Consider the following 18,940-nt stretch of genomic DNA (forward strand, 5'->3'; position numbering starts at 1 on the left):
ATGAAAGAAATATCTTATAAGGAATTAACAGAATTAGCAGAAGGGAGTTATGTATTAGTCGACATTCGAAATGAAGGCAGTCTCAAATATGGAATGATTCCAAATGCCATCAGCATTACTCACGAGCTTTTTGAGACGGATTTTGAGGGTGTCATAGCTAGACTTGATAAATCGAAAAAGATTGTTTTGTACTGTACAAGAGGTCAGATTTCAGTGGATGATGCTGAGCTTCTTTGCGACGAGGGATTTGATGCTGTTAGCTTAAAGGGTGGATATAATAGCTACCTTTCAGCACTTATGGAGCAGCAGGAATCTGAGGGAGAGGCAGAGCTTTCTGAGAAGACAGCTGAGATAGAAAAAAGCATTCGAAAGAAATTCCACAAGACTCTTTTTTCACCATTTGCCAGAGCCTGCAAGCAGTATGAGCTTATCAAAGAGGGAGACCATATCTGCGTGTGTATTTCCGGTGGCAAGGACTCCATGCTTATGGCAAAGCTTTTTCAGGAGATTAAGCGCCATCAGAAGGTGAATTTTGAGCTGACATTTCTTGTAATGGACCCTGGGTATAGCCAGGTAAATAGACAACTTATAGAGAGCAATGCCAAGCTTATGGGCATTCCTATTGTTGTGTATGAAAGCGATATATTTGATGCGGTTGATACAGTAGATAAGAACCCATGCTATCTTTGCGCCAGAATGAGAAGAGGACATCTGTATTCTAAGGCCAAGGAATTGGGATGCAACAAAATAGCTCTTGGCCATCATTATGACGATGTTATCGAGACTATTCTTATGGGAATGCTTTACGGCGCCCAGGTGCAGACTATGATGCCAAAGCTTCATTCCACTAATTTCGAGGGCATGGAGCTGATTAGGCCACTCTATCTGGTTCGCCAGGATGATATTATCGCATGGCAGAGATACAATGGCCTTCACTTCCTGCAGTGTGCTTGTCACTTTACTGAGACTTGCGACAGCTGCTCAGTTGATGGTACCAGCGCATCAAAGAGACTTGAGACTAGAAATCTCATTGCTGAGCTTAAAAAGGTTAATCCTTATGTGGAATCCAATATTTTCCGCAGCGTGGAAAATGTTAATCTAGCTACAGTTATTGCCTACAAGCAAGATGGAGTTAAGCATCATTTCCTTGATACCTATGATGAATAGTTGTCATGGGCGCTGACTGGGATTACAAGAGGACTATTTGAAATAGGATCTGGAATAATGACACTGTCGATTCCATATATTTCTTTGATAGTATCGTCTGTAATTATCTCAGAAGGAGTACCCTGTTTTATAAGTTTTCCATCTTTCATTGCAAATAGATAATCAGCATATTTTGTTGAAAGATTAATATCATGGAGGACCATCACAATGGTGGTTCCCCTTTTTTTATTCAATTCTTTTAAAAGATCTAATATTTCTATTTGATAAGCAATATCTAAATAAGTGGTAGGTTCATCTAAAAAGAGAATATCTGTCTCTTGAGCTAGGGCAAGGGCAATGAAAACTCTTTGACGTTGTCCGCCAGAAAGTTCGTCTATACTTCTATCAGCAAGTTCCGTTATTTTCATAGCCTCCATAGCTTCTTCAATTGCCTTGTAATCCTCCTTGGTAAGACCAGTCATAAATTGCCTGTGGGGATAGCGACCTCTTGATACAAGCTCAGCGACTTTAATCCCCTCAGGGGCAATACTGGTCTGTGGAAGAAGACCAATACTCTTGGCAATGTCTTTTGATTTGATTTGAGCAAGAGGAGTGCCATCAAGGGTAATTACACCGGCAGATGGTGCCATCAATCTGCAAAAGGTCTTTAGCATAGTTGATTTACCACTTCCGTTTGAACCAAGGATTACGCTTATTTTATTTTCAGGAATATGTATGTTAACTGATTGCAGGATATTTTTTTGACCATATCCGGCCATAACATCTTTTGCAATTAATGTATTTGAACTCATTAGAATTGTCCTCCTTTATTTTGCTTTACAAGAATGTAAATCAAATATGGCCCACCTAGAAGACCTGTTATAACACCTACTGGAAAACGAGTGTATAAAAGGTGCTGACCCACAAAATCTCCCGCAAGAACTAGGATGGCACCCACAAGCCCAGAGGAGAGAATATTGGCCTGGTTGTGACCGCAGATTCTTTTTGCTATTGGTCCGGATAGGAAAGCAATAGATGCAATAGGTCCTGTTATAGCTGTTGCAAAAGCGATTAGAACAACAGATAAAACTATAAGAGCTGTTCTAACTAGATTCACATGGATTCCAAGTATTGTGGCGTAGGAATCTCCAAGGGTAAGGGAGATCATTGGGTGCCTCAAACAAATGATTGCTGCCAAACAAGTAAATACAACAACAATCAAAAGTGGCAGAGAATCTGTGACAATCCCATTTAAATTGCCATTCATCCATCTCATAGCTGTGGGCACATCATATTCAGAAGCGGTCATAATCATCCAACTTATGAATGCAGTGAAAATTGCCTGAGCGCCGATTCCTACTAGAATTAATCGGTTGGCGGAAAATGAATTGATGAAGGCAATTCTGTAAATTAAAACAGATGTCAATACACCAGCCACAACAGCAACAATAGACACTAAGCCGCGGTTCATATTTAGAAATAAAATACAGTATACTGCGGCAGCTGTTGATCCTGATGAGACACCTATGATATCTGGGCTAGCCAAAGGATTTCTCAGGAGAGTTTGAAAAATATTTCCTGCCACTCCAAAAGCTATACCTGAAAATATTGCGGCCAATGAGCGGGGAAGTCTTAACTTGGTAATTAAGTAAGAGCCGTCTGTACTACGGCCGGTTAGTGTGTTTATAACTTGTAAGAGCGTAAAGTTTTTCTCACCGATTGTCATATTTAGGCAAAAGAGAAATAGAACTATTACTGCAAGGGCCACCAAGCATAAAATATATTTTTTTCTTCGACTTTTTACTCCATCAAAGAGACTGTTGTTTTTCATAAGCTTTGTACCTTCGCTTTTCTGATGATGAGGATAAAGACAGGGCCTCCTATTATAGCGGTCATAATTCCGGTTTCAAGTTCTCCAGGGCGACCAAGTATACGACCTAGCACATCAGATATTAATAATATAGAGGCACCGTATATGCCACTAAGGGTTATTAGATGTAAATGATTGCTGCAGAAAATCATTCTTATAATATGTGGAACCATTAGTCCTATGAAGCTTATTGGTCCTGCAAGTGCAGTTACAGTTGCGCATAGCAAAACTCCGCAGAGTGCAGCAATGGCTTTTGTACGATTTACATTTAGACCAAGTGCAGTAGCAGTATCTTCTGAGAGAAGAAGAGTATCGAGATTATTTGATATTAAAAGACTGATGGTTATTCCAATTAAGATAAATGGAAGAGCAAGTTTAATATCATCAAATGATGTTCCACCGATGCTTCCTATTTGCCAAAATCTATATGTGGTCATAACACTTGAGTTTGGCATGATGATAAGGCTTACAAATGAAGATAGAGCGGTACTTGTGGCAGCACCTGAAATAGCAAGTTTAATAGGTGTAGGGCCACCATATCCTGCAGATGCCAGCTTGTACACAAATAAGGCTGCTATAATCGCACCTATAAAGGATGCCCCAATATAAGCAAGCTTTGATTGAATATTGAAAAATGCGATTCCTATAACAATAAATAAAGCAGCACCTGTGTTAACACCTAGAATACTTGGGTCGGAAATAGGATTTTTGGTAATCGACTGCATAAGTAATCCAGATATGCTAAGGGCTGCTCCTGCTATAAGTCCAAAAACAGACCGTGGAATTCGGGCTTGAACAATGTTTACATTGTAATCTGTGGAATTAGAATTGAAAAAAGCTTCTATAACATCAGATAAACCTACGGATTTTACACCGTAGGTTACTGATATAAAAAGAGTGAGAATTAGTATTGCTATTCCAATTATATAAGCTAGTTGGATTTTTCTATTAATCATTTATTTTTTGCAGCCTCACTTAAAACTTCAAGATAGTCATCAATGGCGTATGGGATAGAAAGGATGGAAGGTGTTGTTGCAGCAGCTAATGCTGATTCCTCATCAATAAGTACAACAGCTCCATTTTTTACAGCTGGAATCTGACTCATAAGTGGGTCAGCCTGCAATGCATCAAGAAGACCCTGATTGCCATATACTACCATGATATCTACGTCATTTAACTGGTCACAATTTTCTCTTGATATAGTTACGGAAAAATCCTCTGTGCTCTGGGCTAGTGAGAGGATACTCTCAGGTGTAGCAAGGCCTAGGTCATTTAGATAAGATGCTCTAGGATCATTAGGAAGATAAGCATAGAATGTGCTCATATCATCCTGTGAAATCCAGAAATATCCGGCAGATTTACCTTCCAGTTCTGGGTATTCCTTTAGCTTTTCACTGATAAGTTTATCTGTTTGTTCTACAAGTGCTTCACCTTCTGACTTCATACCGATGGCTGTGGCATTTACGATAGTTTGCTGTCTCCAGTCAGTTTTCCATGCAGTCTCAATGTAAGGAACAACAGGTGCAATTTCTGATAGCAAATTATATTCTTCCTCAGTAAATCCAGAATATGATGCAACAATAATGTCTGGCTCACATGAGGCGATAGCTTCATAATCCCAGCCTGTTTCGTCATTGAATACATTAGGAGAATCAACACCAAGAGATTTAAATGCATCATCTGTCCATGGATGAAGCTTGTTGTCTGTCATAAGACCATAGTTTGCTGCAGACACACCAACAGGTATCTGACCAAGTGCAAGAATAGCATCTTGATTTGCCCATGAGAGAGTAACGATTCTCTCTGGTTTTGACTCAATAACTGTTTCTCCAAAAGCATGTTTTATTGTGATAGGAAACTGCGCATCAGATGTTGATGATGCAGAAGCCTCGTTTGTTGCCTGTGTGTTTTCAGTAGCAGTGTCTGATTTACAGCCTGTAAATACAACTGCTATTGTTGCAATAGAAAGCATAAGAGCAAGTAGTTTATTTTTCATTTAATTATTTTCCTCCTGTAATTACCTACTAATTAGGTATGTCTAATCGCAGATTAATATAACATACTGTAGTTAGAGGGGTCAAACCCCAAAGCTGGAAAATTGACAATATACAGCAAAAAAAATACAATTAAGGGCAATATATCTATTATGTGGGGTTTATGGGATGGACTTTAGCCAGTATGAAATGCAAGGCTTACATGATGTAGGCGCTATTAATATTTTCATGGGAAATCAAGGTCGCAATTACAAGAGGCATTGGCATTCCTATGGAGAGATTATTTTAGTAGGGCCAGGAGATAGGCATATATTCATGGTCAATCAAAATACCTACGATTTAGTGTCAGGTGATTTTGTATTGGTTTGGCCTAGAGAGATGCATGAGGTAGTAGATACGAATTTGGAGGAGGCGTTAATTATTCAATTTAGCAATACCTTTATGAATTCATTATTTGATCTTCAACGTATCATGCATTTTTATCGAAATCTTCATGTGCTTTGCGTAAATAATCATCGGCAGTTAGTTTTACAGCTACAGGAGATTGTTCATAAGATGCGAGACATTTTCTTTTCAGATTCATCTGATAAAGAGCTGAGATGTTGCATGCTTCTTATGGAGTTTATGCTTACACTAGATGAGCATAAAAATGAGTTTGCCCCAGAAATTAATTCTCTAGATAATAATGGATATAATGAAGATATCATGCGACGTATGATATCAGTTACTGATTACATTAAAAATAACCTTACTGCTGACGATTTGTCACAGGCGACTATGGCAAAGATGGCCGGTATTAGTAAGGATTATTTTTCCAGACTATTCAAGACAGTTACTGGCACTAATTATAGCAAATGGCTAAACATGATTAGGATGGAAAAGGCTACAGAACTGTTGAGTCTGGACAATAGACCACTTACCGAGGTTGCGATGCTTGCGGGATTTCAAAGTATCCCTAGCTTTAATAGAGTATTTCGCGCCGAAAAAGGTATGTCTCCAGGGGAGTATAGGAGCTTACGTGTAAAGGAAAAGGAGGTATTATGACTAGATTAACTAGACATGGAAGAACTATTGTTAAGGCACTATCTATGGTAGCACTTGCTGCAGTATTGTTAGCAAGCGTAGGTACTAGTGCTGTTCATGCTGAGGTAGCTACAGAGAGTTCAGTTACACAGGAAATGTGTAATCCTACATATTGGAATAATTTATCTGGCGATACAAATGGCACAGTTTTAATGGATGCCAATCAAATAAATTCTTTTAATAGTGCAGCATTAAAGGCAGCTGATTGTCATATGAACGATTTGACTGCTATGGATGCTAGCTTTGACAGCTCAGAGCTTAAAGGCAATCTTGCTAGCGCTATTATTTCTGAGAAGCCTGAGAAACCTATTTTTGTTAATGGCGTTCAGACAGACACAGCTACATATTATGGGGCTATTTCCCAGTTGGTTTCAGCTACAGGCTGGGACGGAGTAATTGGGCCTAAATATGCTCTTGCTGTTAGTCAGACTCAAATCAAATCAATCCCTACAGCTGATTATATTGGATATGATGAAACAGACTCAGACGATGAGGTTACTTTATCTAGCCTTAGAGTAAATGAGCCATTTATTGTAAAGCAGACAGCTGTTATAAATGATAAGGTTTTCTATTGGGGATATTCTAATAGCGTATCTGGTTGGGTACTTGCAAGCGATTTAGCTTTTTGCGGTAGCAAGGCTGAGTGGCTTAATATGTGGCAGACAGGTGTATCCAACAAGGATTTTATTGTGGTAACAACAGACTATTTCACACTTTCTGAGTCACACTATGCACCTAGTGTATCTGGTGTGAAGTTGACTATGGGAACCACTCTTAAATTAGTTCCAGAATCAGAGATTCCTAGAAATATTTCAATGCGAGGAACATGGAATAATTATGTTGTATATATTCCAACTAGAGGTGCAGACGGAAGCTGCGTTAAGGAGATTGCATTAATTGCTCAGAATAAAGATGTAAACGAGGGATATTTACCTATGACATCAGCTAATGCAGTTGATTTAGCTTTTAAATATCTTGGAGATACATACGGATGGGGCGGTATGCTTGATTCTGTAGACTGTTCTGCATTTGTTAGAAATGTTTATAAGTGCTTTGGATTAGAAATGCCTAGAAATACTAACTGGCAGAAGGAAGTGCCTGGCACTTGCGTAAATGTTGGCGAGTACGATAGTGCAAGCAAGGCAGCATTAATTTCTGGTTGTACACCAGGAACTCCTCTTTATTTTTCAGGTCATACTATGATTTATCTTGGCACTGTAAATGGCACATCTTATGTAATAAGTGCATTAGGCTCAACAGCTGACAGTGAAGGATATCTTGATGTTCGAGTTCAAAATACAGTAGCAGTAACACCACTTACTGTTAGAAGGAAAAACGGAACTACATGGCTTGAAAACATTAATGGTGTAGTTATGCCATGGGTGATTGCAAACAACTAGAGGGGTAGTTAATAGTAACATACGTATATGTGTATGTAATAAACTAGAAATAAAGGCAAAAGGAGAATGGTGGTAATGAAGGAATTTTACATTGATTGTGACGGGATTAAGTTGCATGCCAAATTGGATTTTCCAGAGGGGTTTGAAAAGGGACCTCTTTGTATTCTGATTCATGGCTTTACTGGTCACATGGAAGAGGACCATATTGTAGCTGTTCAAAAGGCTATCAATAAGGCTGGGGTTGCTGTGCTTCGCGCAGAAATGTATGGTCATGGCAAAAGTGATGGGCAGTTTGAAAATCACACACTTTATAAATGGGTGACAAACGCTCTTGCTGTAGTTGATTATGCCAAGACTTTAGATTTTGTAACAGATTTATATTTGTGCGGACACTCTCAGGGCGGACTTCTGACAATGCTTATAGGTGGTATGTGCAACACTGCTTTTAAGGCAATTATTCCATTATCACCAGCTTGGATGATTCCTGAAATCTGTCGAGAAGGCTCCGTTCTAGATCAGACCTTCGATGTGAACAATATTCCTGAGACTGTATCATCCGGTGATTGGAATCTGTCGGGAAATTATATTAGAGTAGCTCAGACAATTCATGTGGAGGATGAGATTGCAAGATATAATGGTCCGGTTCTAATAGTTCACGGTGAAGCAGATGAGGTGGTCCCATTTTTCTATGGAGAAAAGGCTGCAAAGCTTTATAAAAACGCAAAGCTTGTTCCAATAAAAGATGATGATCATTGCTACGGACGCCATATGGATGAGATGGCAGATGCGGTATATCAGTTTTTTGCTGAGGATATGAAGTAATATATGGGGTTATATAATGTATGTTGTAAGTTAATGTTTCAATAAATAACAAAAGTGGAGGGTAAAAAATGAAAAAAGTGGACAATGCAACAAAGTATTATCTAGGATTTATTGTAGCAGCATCTCTTGTTGCTATAGGTGGGGCAATTGATATGCCAAGCTTTTTCGAGGGCTTATTAATAGGAGCTAGTATTCCAATTGCTGTTTACTGCCTTTGGAAATATGGCGTTTATCAGAATGAAAAGAAGAACAAAGCCAAAGAGGATGATGCTACTGGTATGGACAATGAAAATGCTTAAGGCTACAATGGGGACATTGTGAAATTAAGCAAAGGAGAATTTTGAAGTGAAAAATAATAGCACGAAAAAGATAGTTATCTCAGCCATAGTTTTAGCAGTGCTTATTGCAGCATTTGCACTTTTATATGGCAAGTTTCCAGCCAAGAGTACAGCCGGTGACAAGGCTATTGTTATTGAGGTTGTAGATGAAAGTGGAAACAGTACAGAATATGATGTTGATACAGATGCTGAGTATTTGAAGGATGCCATGGATGATTTGGCGGAGGCAGATGATAGCTTTTCTTTCAGCGGCAAGGATAGCGGTTATGGTCTCATGGTGCAGGTTATTAATGGCAAGCAGGCTATCTATGAAGAGGATGGTGCTTACTGGGCGTTGTATGTAAATGGTGAGTATGGTCAGTATGGAGTGACAGAGCAGCCAGTTACTGATGGAGATACTTATACTTGGTCATATGAAGCGGCTGAATAGTATGGAAGACAAGTTTCGTTTTTCTGCCAAAGACATTGCACTAATCGGTGCCATGATTGCAGTAATAGAAGTATGTAAGGCAGTTCTTAGCTTTATGCCAAATGTAGAGTTGACCACATTTTGGTTGATTATGTTTACCCTATATTTTGGAAGAAAGGTTATAGCGGTAGTGCCAGCGTTTATTTTAGTAGAGGGCATTATCTACGGCATGAATACCTGGTGGATAATGTATCTATACATCTGGCCTTTGCTTGTGCTTTTGACTTGGCTATTTCGAAAAGAAGATTCAGCATTATTCTGGGCAATTTTTTCAGGAATATTTGGCCTGTGTTTTGGAGCTCTTTGTTCCATAACCTATTTTTTCATAGGATTTAGCTCAGGTGGAATTGCAGCAGGATTTAACACCGCCTTTCCTTGGTGGATTGCAGGAATAATGTGGGATATGATTCACTGCGTAGGAAATTTTGTTTTAATGCTAGTTCTGTACAAGCCAATACGAAATGTAATGAAACGGTTTTAATTTTAGGACTTTATGATTAGAAAAATTCTAGTCATAGAGTCCTTTATTTTGTTGCGGAACATTCTAAAAAAATAGGCTTGCAAAAATAGGTGATAGGAGTTATTATAAAGAAAATAGATTGCACGCAATATAATGATACAAAATCTAAAGGAGGACTAATCATGAAATGCGCTGTTAGATATTACACAAAGACAGGAAATACTAAGAGACTTGCTGAGGCTATTGCTAATGTAGTTGGAGTTGATGCTTTGCCAATTAGTGAGCCAATTACTGAGCAGGTAGATATTCTTTTCCTTGGAAATTCATACTATGCTTTTAGCATTGATCCAGAGGTTAAGAGCTTTGTAGCTTCACTAGATAAGAATCTTGTTGGCAAGATTGTTAACTTTGGCTCAGCAGCAATGCTTAATTCTACATACAAGAAGGTTAAGGCTGAGGCTGACAAAGTAGGTATTCCAATGGACGAGAGAGAGTTCCATTGCAAGGGCGAGTTCAAGGGACTTCACAAGGGCAGACCAAATGCCGACGATGCAAATGCAGCAGCTGAGTTTGCGAAAAAGATTATTGGATAATAAATTGCGCGAAATTTAATCAAGACCTATTGACATACTGGTTCAGTAGGTCTATATTTATATCAACTCATATACCCGATGGGGGTATATGAGAATGACTAGAGAAGGATCCCAATTACTTATGGAAGTAAAACACAAGATAATAGCAATTGATGGGATGACATGCATTAATTGCCAACACAAGATTGAGTCAAAGCTATCTAAAACAAGGGGAATAAAAAGGGTGCGAGTGTCTTATAATCGGGGCACTGCTGACGTGACCTATGATGCTGACAGAATATCCCTAAAGCAGATTAATAGGATAATTGAGCAACTAGGGTATAGTGTCAGTGAGAAAAATACGTTATTTAATTTCGAAAGAACCATTGCTACTTTTTCTTTCATTATTCTCTTATATGTTTTGTTTCAGCGATTTGGAGTGTTGAATTTACTAGTTCCAAGCCAGCTTGCTGATTCGAGTATGAGTTACGGCATGCTGTTTGTAGTGGGATTGCTTACTTCTGTCCATTGTATCTCCATGTGCGGTGGAATCAATTTGTCACAGAGTATTTCTGGGAATAGTGATTCTAAAGCTATATGGCCATCGCTAATGTATAACGCCGGCAGGGTTGTTTCTTATACAGTTATAGGTTTTATTCTAGGCGGTATAGGAATGCTTATTACAGGTCAAAATGGAGTAGGAGTATCTACTGGTTTACAGGGAGTATTAAAAATATTTGCCGGCGTTCTTATGGTAATCATGGGAATTAATATGCTCAATCTTTTTCCATGGTTGAGATATTTGCAGATTAGACTCCCAAAGAAATTGGCAGGTTTCATTGCTAAGAAAAGGATTGCAGAAAAGAGACCATTTATAATTGGCTTACTTAACGGACTGATGCCGTGTGGTCCAATGCAGTCCATGCAGATTATTGCTTTAGGTTCAGGCAATCCTATAGTGGGTGCTGCTTCTATGTTTGTGTTTAGCGTAGGAACGGTTCCTTTGATGCTGGGACTTGGCACTATAGTTTCTGCTATTGGAAAGAAATATACCAAGGCAGTTATGTATGCAGGTGCTGTTTTGGTGTCAGTTCTTGGCTTTGTTATGATTTCCCAAGGACTTAATTTGTCCGGTGTCAATGCTACTTCAATAAATCAAGTGGCATCAAAAGAAACTCAGGAGGCACCTGTAGAGGATGAGGCAGCAGATGATAGCAATAGTTTATTAAATACAGCAGTCCTATCTGAGGATGGAGCGTACCAGGAGGTAAAGAGTAATTTAGAGCTTGGATATTATCCAGAGATTACTGTTTATAGCGGAGTACCTGTTAAATGGACAATCAATGCTGATGAGCGCAGTATTACAGGATGTAATTACAGAATGATACTGAACCAATATGGGCTTTCCCATGATTTCGTTCCTGGCGAAAATATAATTGAATTCACCCCAGGAGATGTTGGTACAGTTGATTATACATGCTGGATGGGAATGGTTTCAGGTAAAATTAATGTAATTGATGGTGGACAGAACGTATAAGAATTTAATGGAATATTCAAAGGAGGATTTTAAAATGAATGAGACATTAAAGGTATTGGAATCTAGAAGAAGCTGCAGAAAGTTCAAGTCTGATGCAGTTAAGGAAGAAGATTTAAAGGCGATTATTAAAGCAGGAACTTATGCTGCTTCAGGTATGGGCAAGCAGAGCGCTATTATCATCGCTGTTTCTGATAAAGAACTCCGTGACGAGCTTGCTAAGGAAAATGCTAAGATTTTTGGTGCACCAGAGGGATTTGATCCATTCTACGGAGCTCCAACTATCTTAATCGTACTTGCTAACAAGTCTGTTCCAACTTATTTATATGATGGTTCTCTTGTAATGGGCAATCTAATGAATGCTGCAGAAAGCCTAGGCGTAGGAAGCATCTGGATCCATAGAGCTAAGGAAGAGTTCGAATCAGAATTTGGTAAGAACATACTCAAGAAGCTCGGTATCGAAGGTGACTACGAAGGTATCGGTCACTGTGCCATTGGCTATGCAGCAGAACCAGCAAAGGATGCTGCTCCTAGAAAAGAAAATTTCGTATATTGCATTTAATGATAACAGGCTGTCACAGAAGTGGCAGCCTATTATATTGCTAATTTCCAGCGATTATCTATTTTAGGACTGTAGTAGAGTCGCACAGTCCGCTCAGTTCCAAAAATCACCACTCGACACTCAAATATCTCGGTGCTATTGCTAACGTATATGCCGTCCTTAGTAGTGCGGGTCCCCTGCTTGGGGACTGGCTTGTAGGTCTTGATAGAGTAGGTTTCAAATAGGCCGTCTTCATTTTGAAGGCGGAACTTCAGTGGGATGGCGGAGCCATCTGATTTTATCTGGCAGATGACATCTATATTGTCAAAAACATTTTTCATTTTGTAGTACATGTATGGTCACTTCCATTCTTGTAAAAATAGTATCGAAACTATAGAAGATATGTAGCCGTCATGCTGTGCTCACCAAGATTAGGAAAGCAGCTAGCACACTGCCTCTGGCAGCATATTCCTATCGTCTATATAAATATCACAGGTTATTTTTCTGGAATTGTTACCGTAGAGCTCTACAATCTCAGGTAGATTGTCATTAATAGCATCAAAACAAAGCCCCTGCTCAACACACCAATCAAGAGCAGAAGACAGGGCATCGCCTGCTCGGCATGTCCATAGGATAATTTTATTGCCAGCGGCCTGCTGAGCCTGAAGATACTGAATCAACCTGGTATTAGGCTCCCCAAGCTCTGGCCAGTTACTAAAGCAGAGAGTACCATCGAAATCCACAGCTATTATCTTGTAATCCATAGGCAACCTCCTGAAATTTCGAATATTAGTTCCGAAAATATGTTCTATATCTGTATCAATAATATACACCCTGCTTTCTCTTTTTTCAATCGAACAGAAAATAAATTTTCAACCAATTACTCGAACTAATAATAATTGGGAATTTAATCTTTATTTTAGTAGGTGGAAAGTATACAATTAGCATAATTAATTAGTTGATAGTATGACTATTTACTTGCAAGGAGAGGAAAAATGAATATTGAATATCGCTTAGGAACAAAGAGTGATCTGGACAATATTTGTGTATTGATAAGGGATGCAGTTAAGGAAATGGAAAGACATGAAATCTATCAGTGGGATGATGTCTATCCTGCTAGAGGAGATTTTGAATCTGATATAGAAAAACAGACACTATACGTAGCATACGAAGAGGATAACTTAGTTGCTTTATATGTTATTAGCGGAGAGTGTGACGAGCAGTATGGCAATGCAAATTGGAAATACGATGATAACTCAGCCTATGTATTGCATAGGTTTTGCGTTTCACCACGTTTCCAGAATAAGGGCATAGGAAAGGCAGCTCTTATTCACATCGAGAACCAGATAAAGGATATGGGATATGAATCTGTTAGACTAGATACTTTTACAGAAAATCCATTTGCGCAAAACTTGTATCGCCACAATGGCTATGAGGCCAGGGGTTTTGCTGATTGGCGCAAGGGTCGATTCGATTTGATGGAGAAAAAATTGTAGGTAATAGAAGATGAAAACAGAAATAACAGTCATAGTTGACAATATAGCAAGTGAAAATTTATGTGGTGAATGGGGACTGAGCCTTCTTGTTAAATATAATGGAAAGAAGATTCTTGTGGATGCCGGCGGGTCCAATCTTTTCCTTGAGAATATGAAAGGACTGGGAGAAGATGTTGCAGAGGTAGATTATGCAGTCCTTAGTCATGCTCACTATGATCATGCCAACGGCATGCCTGGTTTTTTTGATAACAATTCAAAGGCAAAACTTTTTGTTAGAGAAAATACAGCTGCAAATTGTTATGATAAGGAATTCATTTTTAAGAAATATATTGGCATACCAAAGAGAATGCTTGAGGACTATGCAGATAGAATAGAGAAGGTAGAAGGGTTATACGAAATTACAGATGGAGTATATCTAGTGCCACATACTACAGCGGGGCTTTCTAACATTGGAAAACGAGAAAAAATGTATAGGAGGACTGGCTGGAAATGGAGCTTTGATGATTTTGACCATGAGCAAAGTCTTGTAGTTGATACAGATAAAGGATTATTGATTATTAATTCCTGTTCACATGGAGGGGTTATAAATATCATTAACGAGGTGAAAGCGGCATTTCCTGAAAAGAAAATATATGGATATATTGGCGGTTTTCATTTGTTTAACAAGACTGATGAAGAAATATTAGATGTAGCCACTGCAATTAAAGAAACATCAATAGAATATATTTGTACAGGACACTGTACTAGAGGAAGAGCCTTTAAAATTTTAAAGGAACAGCTTGGGGATAGAATTGAACAGATGAAAGTGGGACTGCAGATAGAGATTTAGGGGAATTGTATGGGAGAGGTTTTATCATCAGCACATGTACATACAACTTTTTGTGATGGAAAGTCTACGGCAGAGGAACTAGCTGTAAGGGCATGTGAATTGGGATTTGTTTCTCTTGGTTTTACATCTCATGCACCGCAGACTTTTGATGAGGCACATTGTATTAATCCATCCAGAGAAAGTGATTATAAAAAAGAAATAAGAAAAATCCAGCAAGACTACAAGGGAAAGATGGCTGTGTATCTTGGGATTGAACGGGATTTATATAGTTGCTCAGATGTAGCCGATTATGATTATTTTATTGCATCAGTTCATTATTTTATGAAACCAGATGGAAGTTATGTTGGGGTTGATGGAGCAGCTGAGGAGCTTCAGAAATATATTGATGAATACTGCGGTGGCAGTGGGCTAGAAATGGCTAAGCAATATTTTTCATTGTTTAGAGATTATGTGCTTGATTTTAAGCCTGCGATAATAGGGCATTTTGATTTATTAAGATACAACAATTCCATATTGCATCTATATGATGAAGAGTCTTTGGTCTATAGAAAAATGGCTCTTGAGGCGCTGAGAGATATGTATGAAACAAATGCTTTTCTTGAGGTAAACACCGGTGGCGTGGCAAGAGGGTATATGAAAGCCCCATATCCAGCAACATTTTTGCTTAAGGAATGGAAAGAATGGGGAGGAGAAGTGATTATCAATTCTGATTGTCATGATGCTAAGCTGCTAGACGCTGGGTATTCACAGGCCAAAGATATTTTATTATCTCTAGGTTATGACCATGTTGCGCGACTTAGCTCAAATCCACAAGAGGGTATGTGGGAACAAGTTGGGTTGCTTTAAATTTAATGGCTTTTAAATGGGAGGTTTTATGGGTATTGATTATAGGAGACTTAGCAAAGAGTATTTAGAAACATTTATTCAAATGCGAATTACGCAACTTCGAGAGGAGGGGGCTAAGGAAGAGATTGATTTGGCACCTGCTCTTAGAGATTATTATGACAGGCATATGGCTGATGGGACATTTGTATCTTGGATAGCCTTTGATGGAGAAAAAATCATCGGAACAAGTGGAATGTCATTTGTAGAGAAGCCTCCATATTTTGGTTGTCCCTCTGGAAAGATGGGATTACTTTCTAGTATGTACACAGACCCAGAGTACAGGAGACGAGGAATAGCAAAGGAGCTACTTGATAGAGTGGTTAAAGAGGCGAGAAACTATGGCTGCGGAACAGTACAGATTACTGCCTCAGATATGGGTGTGAAGCTGTACTCGTCATATGGATTTATTCATAACGGAAATTTTATGCAGTATAAGCTTTAGCATGAGTTTTTTATAACAGAATGGGGTTGTTACTTGTGTTGTTACAAAATAATATGTAAGAGGAAACAGATTTTTAGAGGAGGGTTTTTACATGTTTGATTTCAATTATTTTACACCTACAAAGGTGGTATTTGGAAAGAATACTGAAGCAAAGGTTGCTGATTTAGTAAAGGAGTTTGGTGGTACAAAGCTTTTAATTCATTACGGTGGTGGAAGTGTTGTTCGCTCTGGACTTTTAAAGAGGGTGACAGACACTTTGGACGCAGCAGGAATTAGCTATGTAACATTAGGTGGAGCAGTTCCAAATCCTCATCTTGGTTTAGTATACGAGGGAATAGAACTTTGCAAGAAGGAAGGCGTTGATTTCCTTTTGGCAGTTGGTGGAGGAAGCGCCATCGATTCAGCTAAGGCAATTGGATATGGCGTAGCCAACGAAGGGGACGTATGGGATTTTTATGATTATAAAAGACAGGCAAAAGGCTGTATTCCAGTAGGAGTAATTCTTACAATTGCGGCCACTGGTAGCGAGATGAGTGATTCTTCAGTAATTACTAAAGAGGATGGTCTTGTTAAGCGTGGATACAGCAGTGATTTTGGGCGTCCAAAATTTGCAATCATGAATCCGGAGTTGACTATGACATTGCCAGACTATCAGACAGCATGTGGATGTACTGATATTATGATGCACACCATGGAAAGATATTTTTCAAATGGTGGAAATATGGAAATTACAGATTCTTTGGCAGAGGGGCTTCTTCGCACCGTCAAGAAAAATGCCCTTATTTTATACAAAGATCCAAAGAACTATGATGCTAGAGCAGAAGTTATGTGGGCGGGAAGTCTTGCCCATAATGGACTTACAGGCTGTGGTAATGATGGCGGTGACTGGATGACTCACAAGCTAGAACATGAGCTTGGCGGTCTTTACGATGTGGCCCATGGTGCAGGTCTTGCTGCTATCTGGGGCAGTTGGGCTAGATATGTATATAAGAACTGTTTGCATAGATTCAAGAAGTTTGCATTAAATGTCATGGAGGTAGAAAACAGCGGCTCAGATGAGGAAATTGCACTTCGCGGAATTGATGCAGTAGAGGATTTCTATAGACAAATTGAGATGCCTACAAATCTTCGTGAATTAGGCATTAACCCTACAGAAGATGAGCTTGCCCTTATGGCAAAAAAATGTGCTATCGGAGTTGGCGGAGAAAAAGGCTCTGCAAAGGTGCTTAATGAAGCAGATATGCTTGCAATTTATAAGGCAAGTATGTAGGAGCGATAATACATGTAAGAAGAGGTCTAAAATAGTGGTATGTGTATTAAATAGTGAGATTTGAATGGCACACAGAGAAGAATAGCACTGGCAGGCTAGATAGGAATCAAAAATAAAAGGAATAGAGAATATGGATTATATTAAGGACTTAAGAAAAGTAATAGGTCATGATTTAATTGTAGGTGTGGGCTGCGGTTTGCTCCTAGAGAATGAAAAAGGTGAACTTCTTCTACAGAAGAGAAGCGATAATGGTCAGTGGTGTATACCAGGCGGAGCACTGGAGCCTTGTGAGACATATGTTGAAGCCGTAAAGCGAGAAATCCGTGAAGAAGTTGGAATAAATGTGCTTAACCCAGAGCTTTTTGGATTGTACTCGGGTGAGGATAGAGTCATACATTATCCCAATGACGATGTGGTATATTCGTTAGCTGTTATTTTTAGAGCCACAGAATATGAAGGCGTGATTTCAGATGAGGATTCTGAAGTGTTGGAGCATCGCTTCTTCGCACGAAATGAAATTCCAGATGAACTGTTTTATCCTGATGCTCGCCCAATCCGAGACTGGGCCGCTGGTGGAAATGATTGTATTGTTAAATAAGAGCTTTTTAGGGGAAAGTTTAATATGTTAGCGTGGATTAGAAAATTCAATTTAAAAAAGGCAGGATATATTTCTGTTTCTATAGGTCTATTTACAATAATTGTGCATATTTTAGTGATTACAGGAGTTTTACCATACCTTTGGATAAATGGTGGACGGTCAGAATCTTTTGAAGTTGCTAAGCAGACTTCAATTTCATCAATTATAATTTTACTTATCAGTATCGTAATTACGTTAATTGCAAGTCAGATTATCCCAATCAAGTTTAATAAGTTTTGGGGAATTGTTGTATCAGTGTTCTTGATTGTCTTGTTGCCATTATCTTTTATTGGAATTATTCAGCAGTTATTAGGTACTGTTTTTGAAAAATGTGTTATGTCACTCGTGACAATAATTGGTTTTATTGCTGCGGTGAGAATTGCCTTTGAAAAGAGATGGTAGAGCGTCTGGGATTTGAAGGAAACTAGATTTAATGAGCTATAGGATCAAAAAAATGAAAATAAGTAGAGCAGAATTACAGGATTTAGATGAGATATTAAAGTTGCAGTACTTGGCGTATCAAAGCGAGGCTGCACTATTTGGAACAGATGATATTCCACCACTTAAGCAGACTATTGAAGAGGTTGAGGATGAATATAGCAATGGCATAATCTTGAAGATGCACACAGATGATAATGTTATTGTAGGCTCTGTTAGAGCTAAAAAAGAGAAAAACACGGTATATATTGGAAAGCTAATGGTGCATCCTGATTATCAATGTCAGGGATATGGAAGCAAATTATTAGCGGAAATAGAAAAAAGTTTTCCTGATAGTAGATACGAGCTTTTTACCAGCACAAGGAGTGTTGATAATATTAGGCTTTACAAGAAGCTAGGTTATAAAGAATTTGACGAAAAGAAGATTGATGATGAATTAGTCTTTGTATATATGGAAAAGTAATTATAAAAGGAGAAGAATATGGAAACTTGGTACTACACTGTCGTATCTATTGACGGGGATTATGCGAATTTAAAAAGAACAGATATTGATTCAGACGAGTTAAAACTTGTGGCTAGGGCACTACTTCCAGCTGATATAGAAGAAGGAACTAATCTGAAATATGAGCTAATGCAGTATTTTATTGTATAAACAGTATAAATTTTGCGATTTTTGATTGACTGTAAACTTTGTTTATACCTTATAGTTGCTTC

25 protein-coding genes are annotated in these 18,940 nt (G+C 38.6%); 19 read left to right on the forward strand and 6 right to left on the reverse strand.

The window, feature by feature from the left end; translation table 11 throughout:
* A complete protein-coding gene (locus BLP50_RS11330) occupies nt 1–1,167 on the forward strand; it encodes a PP-loop family protein (RefSeq protein WP_090154809.1) in 1,167 nt (388 codons plus the stop codon).
* Here BLP50_RS11330 and BLP50_RS11335 read toward each other — a convergent pair.
* From BLP50_RS11335 to BLP50_RS11350, 4 genes are read right to left on the reverse strand one after another with little or no spacing between them, the layout of a single operon-like run.
* The gene (locus tag BLP50_RS11335; protein ID WP_090154811.1) at nt 1,155–1,958 is read right to left on the reverse strand and encodes an ABC transporter ATP-binding protein; all 804 of its coding nucleotides are present in this window, start codon (nt 1,956–1,958) and stop codon (nt 1,155–1,157) included. The two genes, BLP50_RS11330 and BLP50_RS11335, sit on opposite strands and share 13 nt — an antisense overlap.
* Nucleotides 1,958–2,977: a FecCD family ABC transporter permease gene (locus tag BLP50_RS11340; protein WP_090154813.1), complete on the reverse strand. Its 1,020-nt coding sequence runs from the start codon at nt 2,975–2,977 to the stop codon at nt 1,958–1,960. The genes BLP50_RS11335 and BLP50_RS11340 overlap by 1 nt, the downstream gene beginning before the upstream one ends.
* Entirely contained in the window at nt 2,974–3,972 is a 999-nt protein-coding gene (locus BLP50_RS11345; protein ID WP_090154815.1) for a FecCD family ABC transporter permease, read from the reverse strand. Before BLP50_RS11345 ends, BLP50_RS11340 begins: the two co-directional genes overlap by 4 nt.
* Nucleotides 3,969–5,012 carry an iron-siderophore ABC transporter substrate-binding protein gene (locus tag BLP50_RS11350; RefSeq protein WP_090154817.1) on the reverse strand — a complete coding sequence of 348 codons (1,044 nt, stop codon included), beginning with the start codon at nt 5,010–5,012 and terminating at the stop codon, nt 3,969–3,971. The genes BLP50_RS11345 and BLP50_RS11350 overlap by 4 nt, the downstream gene beginning before the upstream one ends.
* A gap of 166 nt (nt 5,013–5,178) precedes the next feature.
* Between BLP50_RS11350 and BLP50_RS11355 the strand changes: the two genes are divergently transcribed.
* The 9 genes from BLP50_RS11355 to BLP50_RS11395 all read left to right on the forward strand — a co-directional run bounded on the left by BLP50_RS11355 (nt 5,179) and on the right by BLP50_RS11395 (nt 12,250).
* Nucleotides 5,179–6,054 carry an AraC family transcriptional regulator gene (locus BLP50_RS11355; protein WP_090154819.1) on the forward strand — a complete coding sequence of 292 codons (876 nt, stop codon included), beginning with the start codon at nt 5,179–5,181 and terminating at the stop codon, nt 6,052–6,054.
* A complete protein-coding gene (locus BLP50_RS11360; protein WP_090154821.1) occupies nt 6,051–7,493 on the forward strand; it encodes a C40 family peptidase in 1,443 nt (480 codons plus the stop codon). The genes BLP50_RS11355 and BLP50_RS11360 overlap by 4 nt, the downstream gene beginning before the upstream one ends.
* Nucleotides 7,494–7,568: 75 nt before the next feature.
* The gene (locus BLP50_RS11365) at nt 7,569–8,315 is read left to right on the forward strand and encodes an alpha/beta hydrolase family protein (RefSeq protein ID WP_090154823.1); all 747 of its coding nucleotides are present in this window, start codon (nt 7,569–7,571) and stop codon (nt 8,313–8,315) included.
* Between the two features lie 68 nt (nt 8,316–8,383).
* Nucleotides 8,384–8,614 (forward strand): hypothetical protein, encoded by a 231-nt coding sequence (locus tag BLP50_RS11370; protein WP_090154825.1) that lies wholly within the window; start codon nt 8,384–8,386, stop codon nt 8,612–8,614.
* A 46-nt stretch (nt 8,615–8,660) separates the two neighbouring features.
* Nucleotides 8,661–9,083, forward strand: coding sequence for a DUF4430 domain-containing protein (locus BLP50_RS11375; protein WP_090154827.1), 423 nt, complete (start codon nt 8,661–8,663; stop codon nt 9,081–9,083).
* A gap of 1 nt (nt 9,084) precedes the next feature.
* A complete protein-coding gene (locus tag BLP50_RS11380; protein WP_090154829.1) occupies nt 9,085–9,603 on the forward strand; it encodes a hypothetical protein in 519 nt (172 codons plus the stop codon).
* A 161-nt stretch (nt 9,604–9,764) separates the two neighbouring features.
* A complete protein-coding gene (locus BLP50_RS11385) occupies nt 9,765–10,175 on the forward strand; it encodes a flavodoxin family protein (RefSeq protein WP_090154831.1) in 411 nt (136 codons plus the stop codon).
* Between the two features lie 94 nt (nt 10,176–10,269).
* Nucleotides 10,270–11,691 carry an urease accessory protein UreH domain-containing protein gene (locus tag BLP50_RS11390; RefSeq protein ID WP_176753768.1) on the forward strand — a complete coding sequence of 474 codons (1,422 nt, stop codon included), beginning with the start codon at nt 10,270–10,272 and terminating at the stop codon, nt 11,689–11,691.
* Between the two features lie 34 nt (nt 11,692–11,725).
* The gene (locus tag BLP50_RS11395; protein ID WP_090154835.1) at nt 11,726–12,250 is read left to right on the forward strand and encodes a nitroreductase; all 525 of its coding nucleotides are present in this window, start codon (nt 11,726–11,728) and stop codon (nt 12,248–12,250) included.
* Nucleotides 12,251–12,282: 32 nt separating this feature from the next.
* Here the strand turns inward: BLP50_RS11395 and BLP50_RS11400 are convergent, their stop codons facing one another.
* Nucleotides 12,283–12,570 (reverse strand): hypothetical protein, encoded by a 288-nt coding sequence (locus tag BLP50_RS11400; RefSeq protein ID WP_090154906.1) that lies wholly within the window; start codon nt 12,568–12,570, stop codon nt 12,283–12,285.
* Nucleotides 12,571–12,672: 102 nt separating this feature from the next.
* Complete coding sequence (locus BLP50_RS11405) at nt 12,673–12,993, reverse strand: hypothetical protein (RefSeq protein ID WP_090154837.1); 321 nt, start codon at nt 12,991–12,993, stop codon at nt 12,673–12,675.
* A 231-nt stretch (nt 12,994–13,224) separates the two neighbouring features.
* Here BLP50_RS11405 and BLP50_RS11410 point away from each other — a divergent pair, with 231 nt between their 5' ends.
* The 9 genes from BLP50_RS11410 to BLP50_RS11450 all read left to right on the forward strand — a co-directional run bounded on the left by BLP50_RS11410 (nt 13,225) and on the right by BLP50_RS11450 (nt 18,878).
* Nucleotides 13,225–13,725, forward strand: a complete 501-nt coding sequence (locus BLP50_RS11410) for a GNAT family N-acetyltransferase (RefSeq protein ID WP_090154839.1) — start codon at nt 13,225–13,227, stop codon at nt 13,723–13,725.
* A 10-nt stretch (nt 13,726–13,735) separates the two neighbouring features.
* Nucleotides 13,736–14,554 (forward strand): MBL fold metallo-hydrolase, encoded by an 819-nt coding sequence (locus BLP50_RS11415; protein ID WP_090154841.1) that lies wholly within the window; start codon nt 13,736–13,738, stop codon nt 14,552–14,554.
* A gap of 9 nt (nt 14,555–14,563) precedes the next feature.
* Entirely contained in the window at nt 14,564–15,400 is an 837-nt protein-coding gene (locus BLP50_RS11420; protein WP_090154843.1) for a histidinol-phosphatase HisJ family protein, read from the forward strand.
* Nucleotides 15,401–15,428: 28 nt separating this feature from the next.
* Nucleotides 15,429–15,881 carry a GNAT family N-acetyltransferase gene (locus BLP50_RS11425; RefSeq protein ID WP_090154845.1) on the forward strand — a complete coding sequence of 151 codons (453 nt, stop codon included), beginning with the start codon at nt 15,429–15,431 and terminating at the stop codon, nt 15,879–15,881.
* 91 nt (nt 15,882–15,972) lie between these two features.
* A complete protein-coding gene (locus tag BLP50_RS11430; RefSeq protein WP_090154847.1) occupies nt 15,973–17,151 on the forward strand; it encodes an iron-containing alcohol dehydrogenase in 1,179 nt (392 codons plus the stop codon).
* Between the two features lie 130 nt (nt 17,152–17,281).
* On the forward strand, nt 17,282–17,749 hold the full coding sequence (locus BLP50_RS11435) for an NUDIX hydrolase (RefSeq protein ID WP_090154849.1): 468 nt from the start codon (nt 17,282–17,284) through the stop codon (nt 17,747–17,749).
* Nucleotides 17,750–17,773: 24 nt separating this feature from the next.
* Nucleotides 17,774–18,190 (forward strand): hypothetical protein, encoded by a 417-nt coding sequence (locus BLP50_RS11440; protein WP_090154851.1) that lies wholly within the window; start codon nt 17,774–17,776, stop codon nt 18,188–18,190.
* A gap of 52 nt (nt 18,191–18,242) precedes the next feature.
* Nucleotides 18,243–18,689 carry a GNAT family N-acetyltransferase gene (locus tag BLP50_RS11445; protein ID WP_090154908.1) on the forward strand — a complete coding sequence of 149 codons (447 nt, stop codon included), beginning with the start codon at nt 18,243–18,245 and terminating at the stop codon, nt 18,687–18,689.
* Nucleotides 18,690–18,707: 18 nt separating this feature from the next.
* Nucleotides 18,708–18,878 carry a chorismate--pyruvate lyase gene (locus tag BLP50_RS11450; protein ID WP_090154854.1) on the forward strand — a complete coding sequence of 57 codons (171 nt, stop codon included), beginning with the start codon at nt 18,708–18,710 and terminating at the stop codon, nt 18,876–18,878.
* Nucleotides 18,879–18,940 lie beyond the last annotated feature (62 nt).

Origin of the sequence: Pseudobutyrivibrio sp. AR14 (assembly GCF_900101325.1) — a bacterium.
Lineage (GTDB): Bacteria > Bacillota > Clostridia > Lachnospirales > Lachnospiraceae > Pseudobutyrivibrio.